The sequence below is a fragment of the Salibacterium aidingense DSM 18341 genome (genome assembly GCF_000429685.1).
GTDB classification, from domain to species: Bacteria; Bacillota; Bacilli; order Bacillales; family Marinococcaceae; genus Salibacterium; species Salibacterium aidingense.
The window spans coordinates 14,198-30,220 of the sequence record NZ_AUCI01000016.1; the positions used below are offsets into that span (position 1 = coordinate 14,198).

Genomic DNA, 16,023 nt, shown 5'->3' on the forward strand with positions numbered 1-16,023 from the left:
TTTTTACTTTTGGTTAAGCTTTCTGGCTTCTCTTTTTATTGCTCAAAAATTTAATAAACGGTAAAGAAATCGACACCAGAGATAATAAAAGAAACACCAAAGAAATGGGTTCCGTCACAAAAATCATCCAGTCTCCTCTGGAAACGGATAAAGCCTGCCTGAAAGAGGTCTCTGCAATTGGTCCCAAAACGATACCCAGCAGCATGGGAGTAACCGGAAACCCGAATTTCGGAGCGATATAACCGATCAACCCAAAAACAAGCATTATTTTGGCATCAAATACCGTGTTATTCACCGCAAATGACCCAATGAAACAAAGGATGAGTAAGCCGGGAAGCAGCATGTTAACAGGGATATTTTTTATTTTTGCGAAAAATCGGATGGCAAAAAATCCTTGCAGCAGCATCATAATATTTACAAGAATTAACCCGAACATAATCGTATACATCATATCTGCAGAGGTCTGAAAAAGCTGCGGGCCTGGAGCAAGTCCCTGCATCATCAGGGCTCCCAGCATCACTGCTGTTACGGTATCCCCTGGAATTCCAAGCGTCAACAACGGAATCAAGGTAGCCCCGGTCACCCCGTTGTTCCCTGCTTCTGCCGCTGCGATCCCGTCCATGGATCCCTTCCCGAATTCCTCTTTATGTTTCGAAGATCTTTTAGCCTCGTTATAGCTTAAAAAGGAAGCAATGGCAGGACCAGTCCCCGGGATCGACCCGATAAATGTTCCAATCGCACTTGATTTCACAATTGTTTTCAAATGTTTCATAAAAGCTGCTGCGGAAGAGGCAGCTTTTTTTACATGACTAACTTCTTCTTTTGATTGTATATGGGCAGTACGTGATTTATTAATGATTTCAGAAATCGCGAACAACCCTATTAATGCCGGGATAAGATTAACTCCTCCGATCAGCTCGTCATTCCCAAAGGAAAATCGGGATAAGCCGCCGATGGGATCAATTCCAATAGTGGACACAAACATTCCAAAGATCCCCATAATGACGCCTTTTCTTAAATTGTCCCCGCTTATACTTGCGATCATTGTTAAACCAAAAACAGCCAAAGCAAAAAATTCCGCCGGCCCAAACTCCAGTGCAAACTTCGACAGTTGAGGAGCTATTAAAAGCAGAGCAAGACCACTAAATATTCCGGCAAAAACGGAGGCATACAGAGACATGCGAAGAGCATCAGCCGCTTTTCCCTGTTCTGCCAGCGCATAACCATCCATTACCGTAGCAGCAGAAGCCGGGGTTCCCGGAGTTCTAATTAAAATGGCTGAGATCGAACCTCCGTATGTCCCCCCACAATACATCCCCAATAACGCCATCATCGCCAGAGTCGGGGACATTCCGTAAGTAATAGGGAGCATTAACGCCACTCCCATCGTAGCGGTCAGACCCGGCAATGCACCAAATATAAAGCCTGCGAATACTCCCAGGAAGATAACCAAAAGGTTATTTAACGCGAAGACATCGCCTAAACTGTTTACTATTATTTCTCCCACAGGGCCCACCCTTTACATGTTTATTCTAAGGAAGCTGAATATACAAAAGATTTTCAAATACATACTGGATGAATAAGATAATGCCAATCATCAGTATGTACAAATACCACTTTCTAACGGAAAGCACCCACATAATCAGTAGCATTGAAATGATGGTGGCAGGTAAATAATGAATAATGTCAATAATGTAGACGTAAAACACCATAATGAGAAAAACAATGAAACCAACCCACTTATTCCCTTCTTCGTCCTTTCCGGAAGTTTCTTTTTGTTTCTGATCCGGCGTCTTCACAAAGGTCCATGCAAAAGAGAGTGCACTTATAATAATCACAGCTATAGCTAATACATTTGGAAAAAAATCAGGTCCATACGTAGATGAATTCTGATTTATTTGGACTTGGGTTGGAATTAAAATCTTCCAGATCACTACTCCTACAATAAATAGAAAAAGCCAGATATAACGTTCTGTGGATGCCACTTATAACTCCTCCTGGAAAATAAGGATATAGAGGGCAGTTCCGCCCTCTATCCTTCTGTTATTACTCAGCGGAAAGACCCATGTTCTCAATGATCTCTCCATGCTGCTCATTATTCTCCTGCAACCTTTCCACTACTTCATCTCCATCAAGATCCATAGGAGTAAGGTTGGCATCTTCAAGGAATTGCTGATATTGATCACTGCCCATTGCTTCTTCAACGATTTCTGTTAATTTATTTTTTACATCATCTGGTGTTTCCTGAGATACAAGCAGGAACTTCCAAACGCTCATGTCAATGGGATATCCTTTTTCTTCAAAAGTGGGAACGTCCGGCAGTTCATCAAAGCGTTCCGGAGAGAAAATCCCTAAAATTTTAATGTCTCCCGATTCCACATGCTGCATAATACTGCCTGGATGAGCTGCAATCGTATCAACATGCCCGCCCAGCAGTGCCGATACTGCCGGATTCTGGCCCTCATAGGCAATACTTTCCGCTTCTATTCCGGCTTGATCAAAAAAACCAGCCTGTGCTAAGTCCGGTAAACCACCGGCACCGGAATGGCCGTATGAAATTTGAGTACCCTTATCTTTTTCTGCGATTAAATCATCCAGAGTATCCCATTCGGAATCCCCATTCACTGCTAAAACAATTGGTTCATAAGTTAAACCTGTGATCGCTTGAAAATCATCAATGGAGTACTGGACATCTTTAAGGTGAGGCTGGGTCGTAAACACACCAACCGCATCCAAAAGTATGGTATGTGCATCTGGCTGAGTCTGCGCTACTTCAGCTGTAGCGATGGTACCACCGGCACCTTCTCTGTTTGTAACGGTTACATCCTGATCAATATTGGCACTTATCGCTTCCGCCAATGCCCTTGCTGTCTGGTCACTGCTTCCTCCGGCGGCCCATGGTACAACAATTTCAATCGGCTTGGTTGGATAATCGACTTCTTCAGACTCTTGTTCGGAATCTTCTTCACTGCCGGCATCATTTTCGTCACTGTCATTACTCCCTGACGCATTATCATTTGAATCGGAGCCGCATGCGGCTAAAATAAACAAAAGGGACAACATAACAATAAATCCAATAAAATTATTTTTTTTCATTTTTTTATACCTCCAATATTATAAAAATCCTACAACGCTTTCAAAATGGCTTCTAATGAAATGGCATAAAGCTTCTTCCATTTGTTTGTACATCACCTCCCTCTGTCATGTTCCTTGATAAGGAATACTGTTTCATATAAGTATTTGTTTATTTTTCATTTCTTAATGACAGCCTTTACAAACGATCAAGCACATAGTATCCGCTTTCATTTCTCTTTTTATAAACGCTTCCAACGAAATCTAATCGATTAGATTTCAGACAAAAAATAAAAAAGTCTTCGCTGGTTTTTAATAAACCCTGCGCCTTCCACAAGAATTTCGTACCATCAGTGATGTATCGAGGACAATATTCTTAGTTTCTCGATTGGACTTTTTTTCGTTTATTTTATCAATCAACATCAGTACAGCCTGTCTGCCAATCTCATAGCGGGGCACATGTACAGTAGTAAGCTGGAGGGAAGAGGTCATAAATAAATCGTCATAACCGATGATCGCAATATCATCAGGAATCGCTAATCCTACCTCCTTTGCTGCATCGACCGCTCCTAACGCCATAAGATCTGAGCTGGCAAATATAGCAGTCGGTCTTTCCCTACCGGATGATCGCAGCAGATTTAACGCTCCATTATAACTGGTATCATAGTGGGTCTCCCCTTTTATCATCCATTCAGGACGAATAGCAAGACCTGCTTCCTCCATTGCCTTTTTAAATCCTTCTTTCCGGTTCAAACTGACAGTCGATCCCAACAGCCCCTCTATAAACGCGATGTTTTGATGGCCGCTGGATATAAGGTGTTTCGCAGCGGTGTAACCACCAGAAAAATTATCTGCAGTGACAGAATCCACATCTAGTTCTTTTATACTTCGGTGAGCAAAAACAACAGGTATCGGAGTTTCCAGCAGTGCTTCCACCTGCGACATATCTCTTTTCATAGCGTTTGCTAGAATCAGGCCATCTATCCCCCCCTGCCGTACTTGATTTATAGCTCCTGACAGCTGGTCTTCTTTATCCTCCGTATTAATCATGATCAAAGTGAAACCGTTTTCTTTTGCAGCGTCTTGACAGCCTTTTGCTAAGTCAGGATAAAAAGGGTTTGTAATATCAGGCAGTACCAAAGCAATGGTATGATTTTTCTTCACCCTGAGTCTTCTGGCAATTTCATTAGGTACATAATTTAATTCATCGATGGCCTGTAAAACTTTTCCCTTCATTTCATCGCTGACCGGTCGGTCATTTAATACGTAAGACACTGTTGCAACGGAGACTCCAGCCTTTTTTGCTATATCTTTAATGGTGACCAACTGCTTCCACTCCTAAAAATCTAATCGATTAGATTGTGTCATTAGTATACTGTGGTGAATAATGTATGTCAACATTCCTTTTTCAGAAAAATCTTTTTGTTAGGTAATTTTTTATAAAAAACATACAAGACACTTTATTTTATTATAGAATAATACATGGAAAACAATCATCTTCCAGGGTGAAATCCTAACTAAAAAAATGGATGACTGCCCTGCTCGGTATTGGATTGGATGCTGTGATGAGACAATTAATCTATTTCGGATGGGAACAGGCAAAGTCCTGTCTCTTCCCGGTTATTATTTTTCTGAGTCTGGCTGCTACACAAATGGTAAATGTCCCCGGCATCGCACGCTATGATATCATCTTTTTGATTTGTATCGGCACACAGCTGTTGATGTTTCTGTTGCGCATGGAAACCGTAGACGAGCTAAAAGTGATCGGCGTGTTTCACCTGATCGGACTGGCGCTGGAATTATACAAGGTACATATGGGATCGTGGAGTTATCCAGAAGAAGCCATAACAAAAGTATTTGGTGTCCCGCTGTACAGCGGGTTTATGTATGCCAGTGTCGCCAGTTACATGTGTCAGGCGTGGCGGAGGCTGCATCTTCAGCTCACGCACTGGCCGCCGACATGGACAGTGATTCTGCTCTCTGCAGCCATTTATTTTAATTTTTACACCCACCATTTTGTTTATGATATCCGTTGGATATTGAAAGCTGTCACCCTTCTGCTGTTTCTCCGCACGATGGTATATTTTACGGTGAGGACCTCTACCTACCCCATGCCGTTATCCCTGGCATTTGTGCTTATCGGCTTTTTCATCTGGATCGCGGAAAATATCGCCACGTTTTTTGGCGCGTGGAGTTACCCGCATCAACAACAGCAATGGGAGGTTGTCCATCTCGGTAAAATCAGCTCGTGGCTGCTGCTTGTCATCGTCAGCTTTCTGATCGTTGCGCTGTTAAAGCATTTAAAAGAAAAACGAAGCTCCTAAAAAGGGTGCCCATAGTTTTGGGCACCCTTTTTCTGTTCCCTGCGGACATATAATACGTTATTTCCTGATAATTTCCCTTTTTGGCGGAGGAAAAGGACATTCTTTCCGCTATTTCTCCTTTTCATTACGAAATCGACCTGCTTTTCCTCAAATAGAGGAACAAATGTCCGAAAAACCTCTGGAAATCCTATAATTTGGCCTAATAACGGAACAAATGTCCGCAGAAGAAAGCCGTGGATGTGTTCCAATTTCCACTCAGCTTCGTTGATCATGTCACTTTATCATTATTGTTAAAGCGACTGAACTGCATCTTTAATAGAGGTCGTTCCTGCCACGACCTGAAATTCCTTTCCAATTGCTGCATCGTTTTCGAGGCAGGCTGTAATAACACGTGCAACATCCTCCCGGGGCACTTCACCCCTGGCCACTTCCCCTGCTGCCTGCACCTGCCCGGATCCTTCCTCGTTGGTAAGGATCCCGGGGTGAATAATCGTATACTCCAGGTCTGTAGATTTCAGCCATTCATCTGCATAGTGCTTAGCCGCAACGTATGGAGCAAAGGAGGATGGAGCTTCCTGGATGGCTTCCCGGGTCGTGTCAAATGAGCTGATCATCACAAACCGCTTCACTCCAGCTTTTTCTGCTGCCTTAATGGTCTTCACCGCACCATCCAGGTCAATTAAGATCGTTTTATCTTTCCCGGTATGGGGTCCGGAGCCGGCAGTGAATACGACCGCATCCACACCCTCCGCAGCTTTGGCAATCGTTTCGATCTCATCTTCAAGATCCACCACAGTGGTCTGCGCTCCGAGATCTTCAAAATAAGAGGCCTGCTCCTGCTTGCGGATCATCGCTTTGGCTTTCAGGTTATCACTGTCTTCAATAAAGGAAACAAGATGCTTACCAATCTGTCCATTGGCGCCGACAACGAGAACGTTCATCATGAATCATCCTTTCCAGTACACGGTATTTCATCTTCTGTCATGATCGTTTTATTTTTCATTTCAGTATCTTTATCGTAACTCGAATGGAAAAACGATGTCCAGTTATCTGACTGAGCGATGGGGGAAGACCTTCATCATAGCCGTTAAAAAAGCCTAACCCGGCATCAAAGACCGGGTTAGGCTTCCATTATTGTATCTTGTCATTTTACATTGTTGTTATGGCGGAGGAGGAGGGATTCGAACCCCCGCGGGGCGTTAACCCCCTGGCGGTTTTCAAGACCGCTCCCTTCAGCCGGACTTGGGTACTCCTCCGTGAAAAATGCTGCATTTTAAGCTGACAACGACTATATTATCATACCCGAAAAATGATGGCAAGCCTCTTTTCTCCGTGGATACAAGAAATTTTCACTCCTGAATAACGTACGAAAAAGAATCTTTATACTGTTTCAACTCCACATTCACATCCGCGTTTAAAATGCCGTCAATATGGGCCAGCTCTTCATTTACGAATCGAACCAGGCTGTCGTTGTCCTGAAAATAGGCCTGTATGATTAAATCGTGCTTGCCGGAGAAAGCGCCGATAAAACGCACTTCCGGAAATTGCTGCAGGCTTTTCGCAATATGATCCTGGAGACCGAGCTTTGTTGAAAAACCAATAATTGCCTGGACCTGTAAGCCTACTTTATTGGGATTGGTATGAATGATAAATTCGAACACTCCATTATCCAGCATTTTATTAATCCTGGATCGGACCGTGCCTTCACTTACTTCCAAGTAACGGGAAATCTCACTGTAGGAGCGTTTCCCATTTTCCTGCAGGTATGCTAAGATATCCATATCCGTCTGATCCAATTTCATAGCTTGTCCCTCCTTTTTTGATAAAAATACGAGTACATGATAATTTTCTATCATTCATTATGCAATTCGTAAAAAAAGCTAGGATAATTATAAAAAAAACCGTGCCATCTTGCAAGGTATCTACTTTAATTTTTCGAATTTTTGAATAAAATTCTAGTTGTAACAGTTCCTCTTTAAGCTCCTTCGTCTTTTTCCTATTCCTATATGAAAAAGCTGCCTCTGGGGACAGCTTTTTCTCTTTCGTTACGTAATATACTCTTTATTTCCCATATACCCGCGCAGAACTTCCGGGATTTTAATGGAGCCGTCCTCTTGCTGGTAATTTTCCATGACAGCGGCCACGGTGCGTCCTACCGCAAGCCCGGAACCATTCAGGGTATGAACGAATTCTGTTTTCGCTTTTTTATCGCGCTTAAAACGAATATTGGCACGGCGGGCCTGAAAATCTTCAAAGTTGCTGCAGGAGGAAATCTCTTTGTAATCTTCATAGCTTGGCAGCCATACTTCAATATCATATTTTTTGGCAGCGGTAAAACCTAGATCTCCGCTGCACATGTTCATGACCCTGTAAGGCAGACCAAGCTGCTGTAGAACTTTTTCAGCCTGCCCGGTTAACGTCTCCAGATCCTCATAGGATTGTTCCGGAAGGGCAAACCGAACCAGTTCTACCTTATTAAATTGATGCTGGCGGATCAGGCCACGGGTATCCCGCCCGGCAGACCCGGCTTCGGAACGAAAACAAGCACTGTATGCCGCATATAACAGGGGCAGCTCTTCAACATCCATTATTTCATCACGGTGCAGATTGGTGACCGGTACTTCGGCGGTGGGAATTAAAAAGTAGTCTTCTTCCCTGATTTTAAAAGCGTCCTCTTCAAACTTCGGCAGCTGGCCGGTGCCGGTCATGCTGTCGCGGTTTACCATATAAGGCGGCAGGATTTCCTGATATCCATGCTCCTCTTCATGAAGATCCATCATAAAATTGATGAGCGCCCGTTCTAATCGTGCGCCGGCCCCTTTATAAAACACAAACCGGCTTCCTGTTACTTTGGAGGCACGGTCAAAGTCCATCATGCCAAGATCTGCGGCCAAATCCCAGTGAGCTTTTGCATCAAAGGAGAAAGAAGGCTTTTCTCCCCAGGTGCGTATCTCTTCATTATCGGACTCATCTTCTCCGTAAGGCACGCTCTCATGAGGAATATTGGGAATCCGCAGCATTAACTCTTCAAGCTGTTGTTCTATCTCTTTCAACTCTTCATCAAGCTCTTTAATTCGCGAAGAGACTTCTTTTGTTTCCTGAATTAAATGATCTGCATCTTTTTTTTCCCGCTTCAGCTCCGCAACCTGCTGAGAAACCTCATTTCTTTTCTGCTTTAATTCTTCGGTTTTTTGAATATAATCCCGCCGTTTTTCATCGAGTTCCTGAAATGTATCTAAATTCGCAATGTCTTCGCCCCGTTTAGCCAACTGATTTTTGACTTCCTCAAAGTTATGTCGAAGTTTTTTTACATCAAGCATTCTCCATCCTCCTTCTCTAGCATATAAACGCATGACAAAAGGGGTTACGGACGTTTCCTTATCAGAAAAAACTCCCGTCCCTTAATTGATCAAGGGACGGGAGCCGGACCCGCGTTGCCACCCAAATTGCAGCATAGACACTGCCTCTTTGCAATCCTCTAACGCGGATAAACCGGAAAAAGGTAATGGAGCACTCGTTCCCTTTTTCGCTCAGAGCAGGATTCTCAGCACTCTGCAGCCGGTTCGCAGCAACCACCGGCTCTCTGGGTGTCAGATATGCTGGTACTAGTGCCCGTCCATGCTTTATCAAGTCACAGCTGCATGAGATGGCGCTGTTTCTTTCGATTCTCTTACCATTTGCACAAAATATTGATGAAACCGTGTATCTTCTGTTAATTCAGGATGAAAGGAGCAGGCCAGTAAGTGGTCCCGGCGTGCGGCTACAATTTCTCCTTTGAACTCTGACAGTACTTCCACACTTTCATCTACAGCAGATATGAGCGGTGCTCTAATAAACACGGCATCGATATCTTCTCCTACATCTTTGACAGAAAGATGGGTTTCAAAACTCTCGCGCTGGCGTCCAAATGCATTCCGCTGAACTTCTATAGGCATTACCTGAAGATGCCCTTCTGTCTCACTTACAATGTGTTCTGCCATCAGGATAAGGCCGGCGCAAGTGCCGAAAATTGGTTTACCGGCAGCGGCGAATTCCCGAAGAGGTTCAAAAAAACCATATTTATCTACAAGCCGGCGCATTGTCGTACTCTCCCCGCCCGGAAAAACCAGCCCGTCTAATGCTTCGAGCTGATCCATCCGTTTAACGACAACCGTTTCAACGTCAGGCGCCTGCAAACTTTTCACGTGTTCCTGAACTGCTCCCTGCAGAGCGAGAACACCAATTTTCAACATAATAAACCTCCTTTTACCAACCGCGGTCCTGCATACGCTCGGATGGTTCAAGGGTGGAAATTTCCAGTCCCTGCATGGCTGTTCCAAGCCCTCTGGACAACCGTCCGATCAGTTCATAATCCTGATAATGCGTGGTTGCTTCCACAATAGCCCGGGCATACTTATCAGGGTGTTCTGATTTAAAAATACCCGATCCCACAAATACACCATCCGAGCCCAGCTGCATCATAAGCGCAGCATCTGACGGCGTTGCAATTCCGCCGGCTGCAAAATTGACAACAGGCAGTCTGCCTGTGTCTTTAATATCAAGCAGAAGCTCATAGGGAGCCCCCAGGTTTTTCGCTTCTGTCATTAGTTCATCCTTTGACATGCCTGCAATTTTCTTTAATTCAGCCTGTACGAGGCGCATGTGACGGACAGCCTCCACAATATTCCCGGTGCCCGGTTCTCCTTTCGTACGCAGCATGGAAGCACCTTCGCCGACACGGCGCAGAGCTTCGCCTAGATCACGGGCACCGCATACGAATGGAACCGTATATTCACTTTTATCCAAATGATACACTTCATCAGCCGGTGTCAGTACTTCGCTTTCATCAATATAATCCACACCGAGGGATTCTAATACTTTAGCCTCCACAATATGGCCGATTCTCGCTTTTGCCATCACAGGGATGGATACAGCATTCATTACTTCCTCTACAATGGTAGGGTCAGCCATACGAGCGACACCGCCTGCTGCACGTATATCAGCCGGTACACGTTCGAGTGCCATCACTGCCACAGCACCTGCTTCTTCCGCAATTTTAGCCTGTTCCGCATTGACGACATCCATGATGACGCCGCCTTTCTGCATTTCAGCCATACCTCGTTTAACTCTGTCTGTCCCTCTATCTGCCATCTTCCATTCCTCCTGGTCCCTTCGTTATATCGTTTCGTTCCGCATCATTTCATTAAGAACTAGACGTAATGGTATCATTTATTATAACACTACCTATAGCCGGAATAAACACCTGCGCCTTAGAATAGTCCTTTTACGAAATTAGACGCATTCTCCCACATATTACCGAAAAATCCACCGATGCTTCGTGTGGTAAGGGCAAACCAGCCGGCTTTTTCTACATCTTCCTCCAAGACCAGAGGTACAGCCTGGGCGGAGGCTGCTTCATCCAGAAGATATTCCTGGCCGGAGCCTCCTTCCAGTGTGACCGTTCCTATTTCCGTTCCTGCTTCAAGCGGCGCCTCCAGTTCTCCTTCGTCATTCAGCATGTCTTCGTTAATACTGACCGAAGGGGTTATCCCTTCCGTTTCTCCGCCTTCAAGAAGCAGAGAAAGACTTTCTCCCGCAGAAGCGGAAACCGTATCTTCTTTTCCTTTTATTACTGGAAAAGCAGAAGCTTCGTCAAATACTTCCCCTTCATTAATGACTTCTGCCTCTGAAAAGTCCTCGAATCCGTAATCGAGCAGCTTCGCCGTTTCCTCAAAACGGGCCATTCTCGAACCAGTCCGCATGACAACTGATATATAGCGGGTTCCATTCCTTTCCGCAGTACCAGTAAATGCATTTCCGGCCAGTTCGGTGTACCCCGTTTTCAGTCCGTCGACCCCTTCATAATCTAAATGTTCCTCCAGACTTCCCGGCAGCATCCAGTTCCAGTTTTCCATTAAAACGTTGGCCGAATTCTCTTTAAACGTTTTTTCCGTAATGCTGGCTGTGTCAAGTACGTCCGGGTACTCATTTAACAAATGAAACGTTAAAATGGCCGTCGCTTCAGCAGACATCATATTCTCTGCATCCGCTTCCGTTCCTTCTGGATGCAGACCATTCATGGAAGCATTATTCAGACCGGTGGAATTAACAAATTCATATTCCTCCATCCCCAATTCTTCCGCTTTTTTATTCATTCTATCCACAAACTCTGATTCTGACCCTGCCACGTGTTCTGCCAGTGCAATCGTCGCCCCGTTTGCCGAATATATAGCCATTGCTTCATATAATTCCTGGGCCGTATAGGTTTCTCCTTCCCGTAATGGTACGTTGGATAAATCATAATCCTGCGACATCTGCAGTGTTTTTTCACTAAGCTGGACCTCATCATCCCAGGAAATTTCCCCATTGGCCTCTGCTTCATTTACAAGATATTCTGTCATTATTTTCGTCATGCTCGCCGGCGGCAGAATGACATCTTCATTTTCGCTGTATAATACTTGTCCCGTTTCCGCATCGACTAATATAGCCGCTTCAGCAGCCAGGTCGGGAGCACTTGCCTCCACTTCGGTTTCGTTATGTAAAAACAATCCAATACTTAAGGATACTGCTGTTACGATAGATAAATAATTGCTTTTTTTCAAATCCTGCACCTCCACGGTCTACTTACACAAACGATATTTTATCATAGGAAAAAATAAAAAAATAGATCGCCTGAGTCCTAATTTTAAGAAAAGCACCTTTGTTTTTAACTACAGCCTCGTTTTCACTCTTTTCCCTGTCCTCCCCGGTAAATTTCCTTGAGAAAGTCCCGGATGGCCCATGGACCATATCTTTTAGAAGCATGGCAGTCCAAAACATATTTCCCGGGAAATTAAAAAACTGTCCGGAAGAGAAAAACGCGGGAAATGTAATTTCTCTTCCAAGGACAGTCTGTTTAGGGGCCCACTATAAACTATAGTTGGGAGCTTCTTTTGTTACCTGAACATCATGAGGGTGACTTTCTCTTAGACCTGCGTTTGTAATTCTGGTAAACCGGGCATTTTCTCGAAGGTCATGAAGGTCTGCAGTCCCGCAGTACCCCATGCCTGCACGCAGTCCGCCCATGAGCTGGTGAATCGTATCTGTTAATGGTCCTTTATAAGGGATACGACCCTCAATTCCTTCTGGAACTAATTTTTGATTATTTTCCTGGAAATACCGGTCTTTACTGCCTTGTTCCATGGCTCCCATCGAGCCCATCCCGCGGTATACCTTAAATTGACGTCCCTGATAAATTTCCGTATCTCCCGGGCTCTCTTTCACACCGGCGAGGATACTTCCAAGCATTACAGCATGGCCTCCTGCCGCCAGCGCCTTTACAATATCGCCGGAATATTTAATGCCGCCATCTGCAATAATTGGGACATCGTGAGCCGCAGCTTCTTCCGCACAATCAAATACAGCGGTAATCTGGGGCACCCCTACTCCAGCTACTACTCTTGTTGTACAAATCGACCCAGGTCCGATGCCGACTTTTACGATATCTGCTCCAGCCTTGATGAGGTCTCTCGTTCCTTCTGCTGTGGCCACATTGCCGGCGATTATTGTTAACGCTGGATACTTCTCCCGGATTTCTTTGATCTTATCGAGCACCCCTTTAGAATGCCCATGCGCGGTATCGAGGACGATCACATCAACTTCTGCTTTCACGAGAGCGTCAATCCGGACCATGGCATCTCCAGTGACACCAACCGCTGCACCAGCCAGCAGGCGTCCGTGATCATCTTTGGCCGATTGTGGAAATTCGATGACTTTTTCAATATCCTTAATCGTAATTAATCCCTTTAACGTGTGATGCTCGTCCAATAACGGCAGCTTTTCAATCCTGTGCTCCTGCATTATTTTTTCCGCTTCCTCTAATGTTGTTCCAACAGGCGCCGTAATTAAATTCGAACTAGTCATTACATCTTTAATGAAGATCGAGTAATCTTCAATAAAGCGGAGGTCCCGGTTTGTTAATATACCAACCAGCTTTTGTGCCTCGTCCACAATCGGAACACCGGAAATACGGTATTTACCCATTAAGTGCTCAGCATCATACACTTTTCGTTCCGGAGTTAAAAAGAACGGATCCGTAATCACGCCGCTTTCGGATCTTTTTACCTGGTCCACCATTTCTGCCTGTTCTTCAATAGACATGTTTTTGTGAATAACCCCGAGACCGCCTTCACGGGCGATCGCGATGGCCATTTCTGATTCCGTTACGGTATCCATTCCAGCACTGACAATGGGAATATTCAGATTTAATTTATTGGCAAGAGAGGTTTTCACTGACACATCCCTGGGATGAATATCCGAACGATCCGGCATTAGCAGTACATCATCAAATGTTAGGCCTTCTTTTGCGAACTTATCTTCGCGCATAATACACTCCACCTTTCCTGAGGATAATTATATTGGCGCCTGTTTATTGAAAAGCTTATAACTGACCAATAAACCGTCTACACTAAAAAAACTCTGAGATTTTCTAATATCTTATCATTTTTTTCGTTTAATAACGAGAAAATGAAATAAGTTTTAACTTTCTGATATATTTCACTGGAGAATAGGAGCAGTTATGATGGAAAAAAAACAGACACATGAATATTTTTCCTTCTATCGCGCCTTTGAATCGCAGGACGTACTGAGGCAGAAATTAGAAGAGGAGTATAGATTACGCGGGGCCTCCAGTAAAGAAGCGTTGGAATGGAGTTACCGTAACACACCAGTATTTCATTATGAATGGCTGATCGGCCGTACCTATTGGGAAGAAGCATTACATGCCTCTCTTATGACAAGACCTCTTTTACTTTTTTATGGTCTGGCTCATCTTCTAAAGGGAATTACATTAATAAGTGATCCGCATTACCCCGCTTCAACGGATGTGCTGGCTCACGGTATTACCTCCAGAAAACGTAAGAAAAAAGATTATACTTTCCTTCAGGACGAAATTAAAGTACAGAAAAGAGGTTTTTTTCCTCATTTCTCTCAACTATTGTTTCACATGAAACATCCTTATGGAGAAAAATGGAAAATGAGAGACCTATTTTTTAAATGGGAGGATCTTTTTGACCTTTATATAAAAATTCACGGGCCGGCCGCCCTTCCAACAATTCAACTGGAAACTTCCCAAATCACGGTTAAACACTTTCCAGCCATGAATGAACAAGCGTTTCAACGTCTTAAAAAACAACTGGAAGGCCTTTCTATTACCATCGAGCTTATCAAGAAAAGAACAAAGGACACCGCTCTATTTTATGTAGAAGACCTGCCTGCTGAAGTTAAACATTATTTCATTGAAAAAGGAGACAAACTGTATCTGCCTCCTCATCCGCTTCCTTTATTCAAGCTTTCAAAAATCTCCGCTCATTATTTAATCTTATATAATCTCAGTATGCTCTGCAGATATGAAGGGGAATGGTGGGGCGAGATCATTACCCAGCGCCAGACTGAGGATTATTCTTTCATTCGTTATTACCTGGAAATGGTGCTGTATAATGCACCAGGGCTTTTGGAAGCCTTCTTTAACTCGAGAGGATTTCCTCAATAAAAGGGCCTTGATCACCTTCAACTCGGATAACATCCTCTGTATCTTCCTGTTGTACCATTGGTTCTGCCGGTGACTTTTCATCAACGTAAATAATGGTAGCAAATGCCCCGTTGCTCAGCCTGACTTTCGTGCCGATTGAAAATGTGATCAGAGCATGCATTAATAACTGTGTTGTTTCAGGATCGAGTCTACCGAACTGATCTTTCGACATTTCATCAATAACTTTGTATGGAGAGCGTTGTTTCCTATAGTAATGCTCACTTGTCATAGCATGATACACGTCTGCAGTACTAACGATTTTACTTAATTTATGAATTTTATCACTTTTCACTTGAAGGGGATAGCCGCTTCCATCTTCTCTTTCATGATGCTGAAGTACAGCGAGTAAAACGTCTTCACTTACCGAGTTGATTTCTTTCACCATATTATAAGAGTAGTACGGGTGATTTTTAACTTCTTCATATTCGTGTTCGGTTAAGTGTTCTTTAATATACAGTACAGCAGCAGGAAGCCTGGCCATCCCGGCATCACACAAAGCTCCAGCTATTCCGGCCTGAAGCCGTTCTTTTTTAGAAAAGCCTTTTTTTCTGGCTAAAAACATAGCAAGAAGAGCTGTAGAAACAGCATGGTGATACAAATAATCTTCTTTCGTGCTGAAGTGGTGAAGGAAAAGAACCTGATTGGGATGTTTGGTTAGTTTCTCCGCCAGCGGCGCAAGGACCCCTCGTATTTTATCCATTTCAATCCGGCTGCCCCCTGTCCATTTCTGGAACAACGCTTTGTAGGTTTGGACCGCTTTTAAATAGTAATCTAAAAATGGAACCGGTGCTTCAGAGCGAGATTCTTCTGTTTCCTCCTCTGCATCCGGCGGTTGAAAGGGTGTCCCGTCGATTAGTTTCTTCTCCACATGTACCTTATGTATCAAGAATGCTTCGAGTACTTCTAGGTGTTTTGCTGTTAAAATGGTCTTTTTCCGGATAATAGGGTGAGATGTTACTGCAAAAACGTCTTCGGTCAGAATGCAGCCTTCTTTTAATTGTTCTCTTTTAACTTTCATAACATTTCCCCTTTTTCCTTCCTGCACACTTTTTTATCATTATAAATCATAAAAAGCGAAAA

At 43.9% G+C, this 16,023-nt stretch carries 14 protein-coding genes, 1 tRNA gene and 1 other annotated feature; of the genes, 2 read left to right on the top strand and 13 right to left on the bottom strand.

Annotated elements, in window-relative coordinates; genetic code table 11:
* Nucleotides 1-13: 13 nt before the first annotated feature.
* From G475_RS0115155 to G475_RS0115170, 4 genes are all read right to left on the bottom strand, one after another.
* On the bottom strand, nucleotides 14-1,507 hold the full coding sequence (locus G475_RS0115155) for a tripartite tricarboxylate transporter permease (RefSeq protein ID WP_026702002.1): 1,494 nt from the start codon (nucleotides 1,505-1,507) through the stop codon (nucleotides 14-16).
* Between the two features lie 25 nt (nucleotides 1,508-1,532).
* A complete protein-coding gene (locus G475_RS0115160; protein ID WP_026702003.1) occupies nucleotides 1,533-1,985 on the bottom strand; it encodes a tripartite tricarboxylate transporter TctB family protein in 453 nt (150 codons plus the stop codon).
* Nucleotides 1,986-2,046: 61 nt separating this feature from the next.
* Complete coding sequence (locus tag G475_RS0115165; RefSeq protein WP_026702004.1) at nucleotides 2,047-3,096, bottom strand: tripartite tricarboxylate transporter substrate binding protein; 1,050 nt, start codon at nucleotides 3,094-3,096, stop codon at nucleotides 2,047-2,049.
* Between the two features lie 288 nt (nucleotides 3,097-3,384).
* Nucleotides 3,385-4,398: a LacI family DNA-binding transcriptional regulator gene (locus G475_RS0115170; protein ID WP_026702005.1), complete on the bottom strand. Its 1,014-nt coding sequence runs from the start codon at nucleotides 4,396-4,398 to the stop codon at nucleotides 3,385-3,387.
* Between the two features lie 239 nt (nucleotides 4,399-4,637).
* Here G475_RS0115170 and G475_RS0115175 point away from each other — a divergent pair, with 239 nt between their 5' ends.
* Nucleotides 4,638-5,396 (top strand): DUF817 domain-containing protein, encoded by a 759-nt coding sequence (locus G475_RS0115175; protein WP_026702006.1) that lies wholly within the window; start codon nucleotides 4,638-4,640, stop codon nucleotides 5,394-5,396.
* Nucleotides 5,397-5,686: 290 nt separating this feature from the next.
* On the opposite strand, the gene G475_RS0115185 is transcribed toward G475_RS0115175, so the two are convergent.
* From G475_RS0115185 to guaB, 8 genes are all read right to left on the bottom strand, one after another.
* Entirely contained in the window at nucleotides 5,687-6,340 is a 654-nt protein-coding gene (locus G475_RS0115185) for an SDR family oxidoreductase (protein ID WP_026702008.1), read from the bottom strand.
* A gap of 219 nt (nucleotides 6,341-6,559) precedes the next feature.
* Nucleotides 6,560-6,652, bottom strand: a tRNA-Ser gene (locus tag G475_RS0115190).
* Between the two features lie 93 nt (nucleotides 6,653-6,745).
* Nucleotides 6,746-7,198 (bottom strand): Lrp/AsnC family transcriptional regulator, encoded by a 453-nt coding sequence (locus tag G475_RS0115195; protein ID WP_026702009.1) that lies wholly within the window; start codon nucleotides 7,196-7,198, stop codon nucleotides 6,746-6,748.
* A 243-nt stretch (nucleotides 7,199-7,441) separates the two neighbouring features.
* A complete protein-coding gene (gene serS / locus G475_RS0115200) occupies nucleotides 7,442-8,716 on the bottom strand; it encodes a serine--tRNA ligase (protein ID WP_026702010.1) in 1,275 nt (424 codons plus the stop codon).
* An 89-nt stretch (nucleotides 8,717-8,805) separates the two neighbouring features.
* Nucleotides 8,806-9,024: a binding site (T-box leader), on the bottom strand.
* A complete protein-coding gene (gene pdxT, locus G475_RS0115205; RefSeq protein ID WP_026702011.1) occupies nucleotides 9,023-9,628 on the bottom strand; it encodes a pyridoxal 5'-phosphate synthase glutaminase subunit PdxT in 606 nt (201 codons plus the stop codon). Its footprint overlaps the feature before it by 2 nt.
* A 13-nt stretch (nucleotides 9,629-9,641) precedes the next feature.
* Nucleotides 9,642-10,526 carry a pyridoxal 5'-phosphate synthase lyase subunit PdxS gene (pdxS, locus tag G475_RS0115210; RefSeq protein ID WP_026702012.1) on the bottom strand — a complete coding sequence of 295 codons (885 nt, stop codon included), beginning with the start codon at nucleotides 10,524-10,526 and terminating at the stop codon, nucleotides 9,642-9,644.
* Nucleotides 10,527-10,645: 119 nt separating this feature from the next.
* Nucleotides 10,646-11,986, bottom strand: coding sequence for a D-alanyl-D-alanine carboxypeptidase family protein (locus G475_RS0115215; RefSeq protein ID WP_026702013.1), 1,341 nt, complete (start codon nucleotides 11,984-11,986; stop codon nucleotides 10,646-10,648).
* A 295-nt stretch (nucleotides 11,987-12,281) separates the two neighbouring features.
* Complete coding sequence (guaB, locus tag G475_RS0115225; RefSeq protein ID WP_026702015.1) at nucleotides 12,282-13,739, bottom strand: IMP dehydrogenase; 1,458 nt, start codon at nucleotides 13,737-13,739, stop codon at nucleotides 12,282-12,284.
* A 196-nt stretch (nucleotides 13,740-13,935) separates the two neighbouring features.
* Here guaB and G475_RS0115230 point away from each other — a divergent pair, with 196 nt between their 5' ends.
* Nucleotides 13,936-14,904: a YaaC family protein gene (locus G475_RS0115230; protein ID WP_026702016.1), complete on the top strand. Its 969-nt coding sequence runs from the start codon at nucleotides 13,936-13,938 to the stop codon at nucleotides 14,902-14,904.
* On the opposite strand, the gene G475_RS0115235 is transcribed toward G475_RS0115230, so the two are convergent.
* Nucleotides 14,879-15,961 (bottom strand): HD-GYP domain-containing protein, encoded by a 1,083-nt coding sequence (locus tag G475_RS0115235; protein WP_026702017.1) that lies wholly within the window; start codon nucleotides 15,959-15,961, stop codon nucleotides 14,879-14,881. The two genes, G475_RS0115230 and G475_RS0115235, sit on opposite strands and share 26 nt — an antisense overlap.
* Nucleotides 15,962-16,023: the final 62 nt, after the last annotated feature.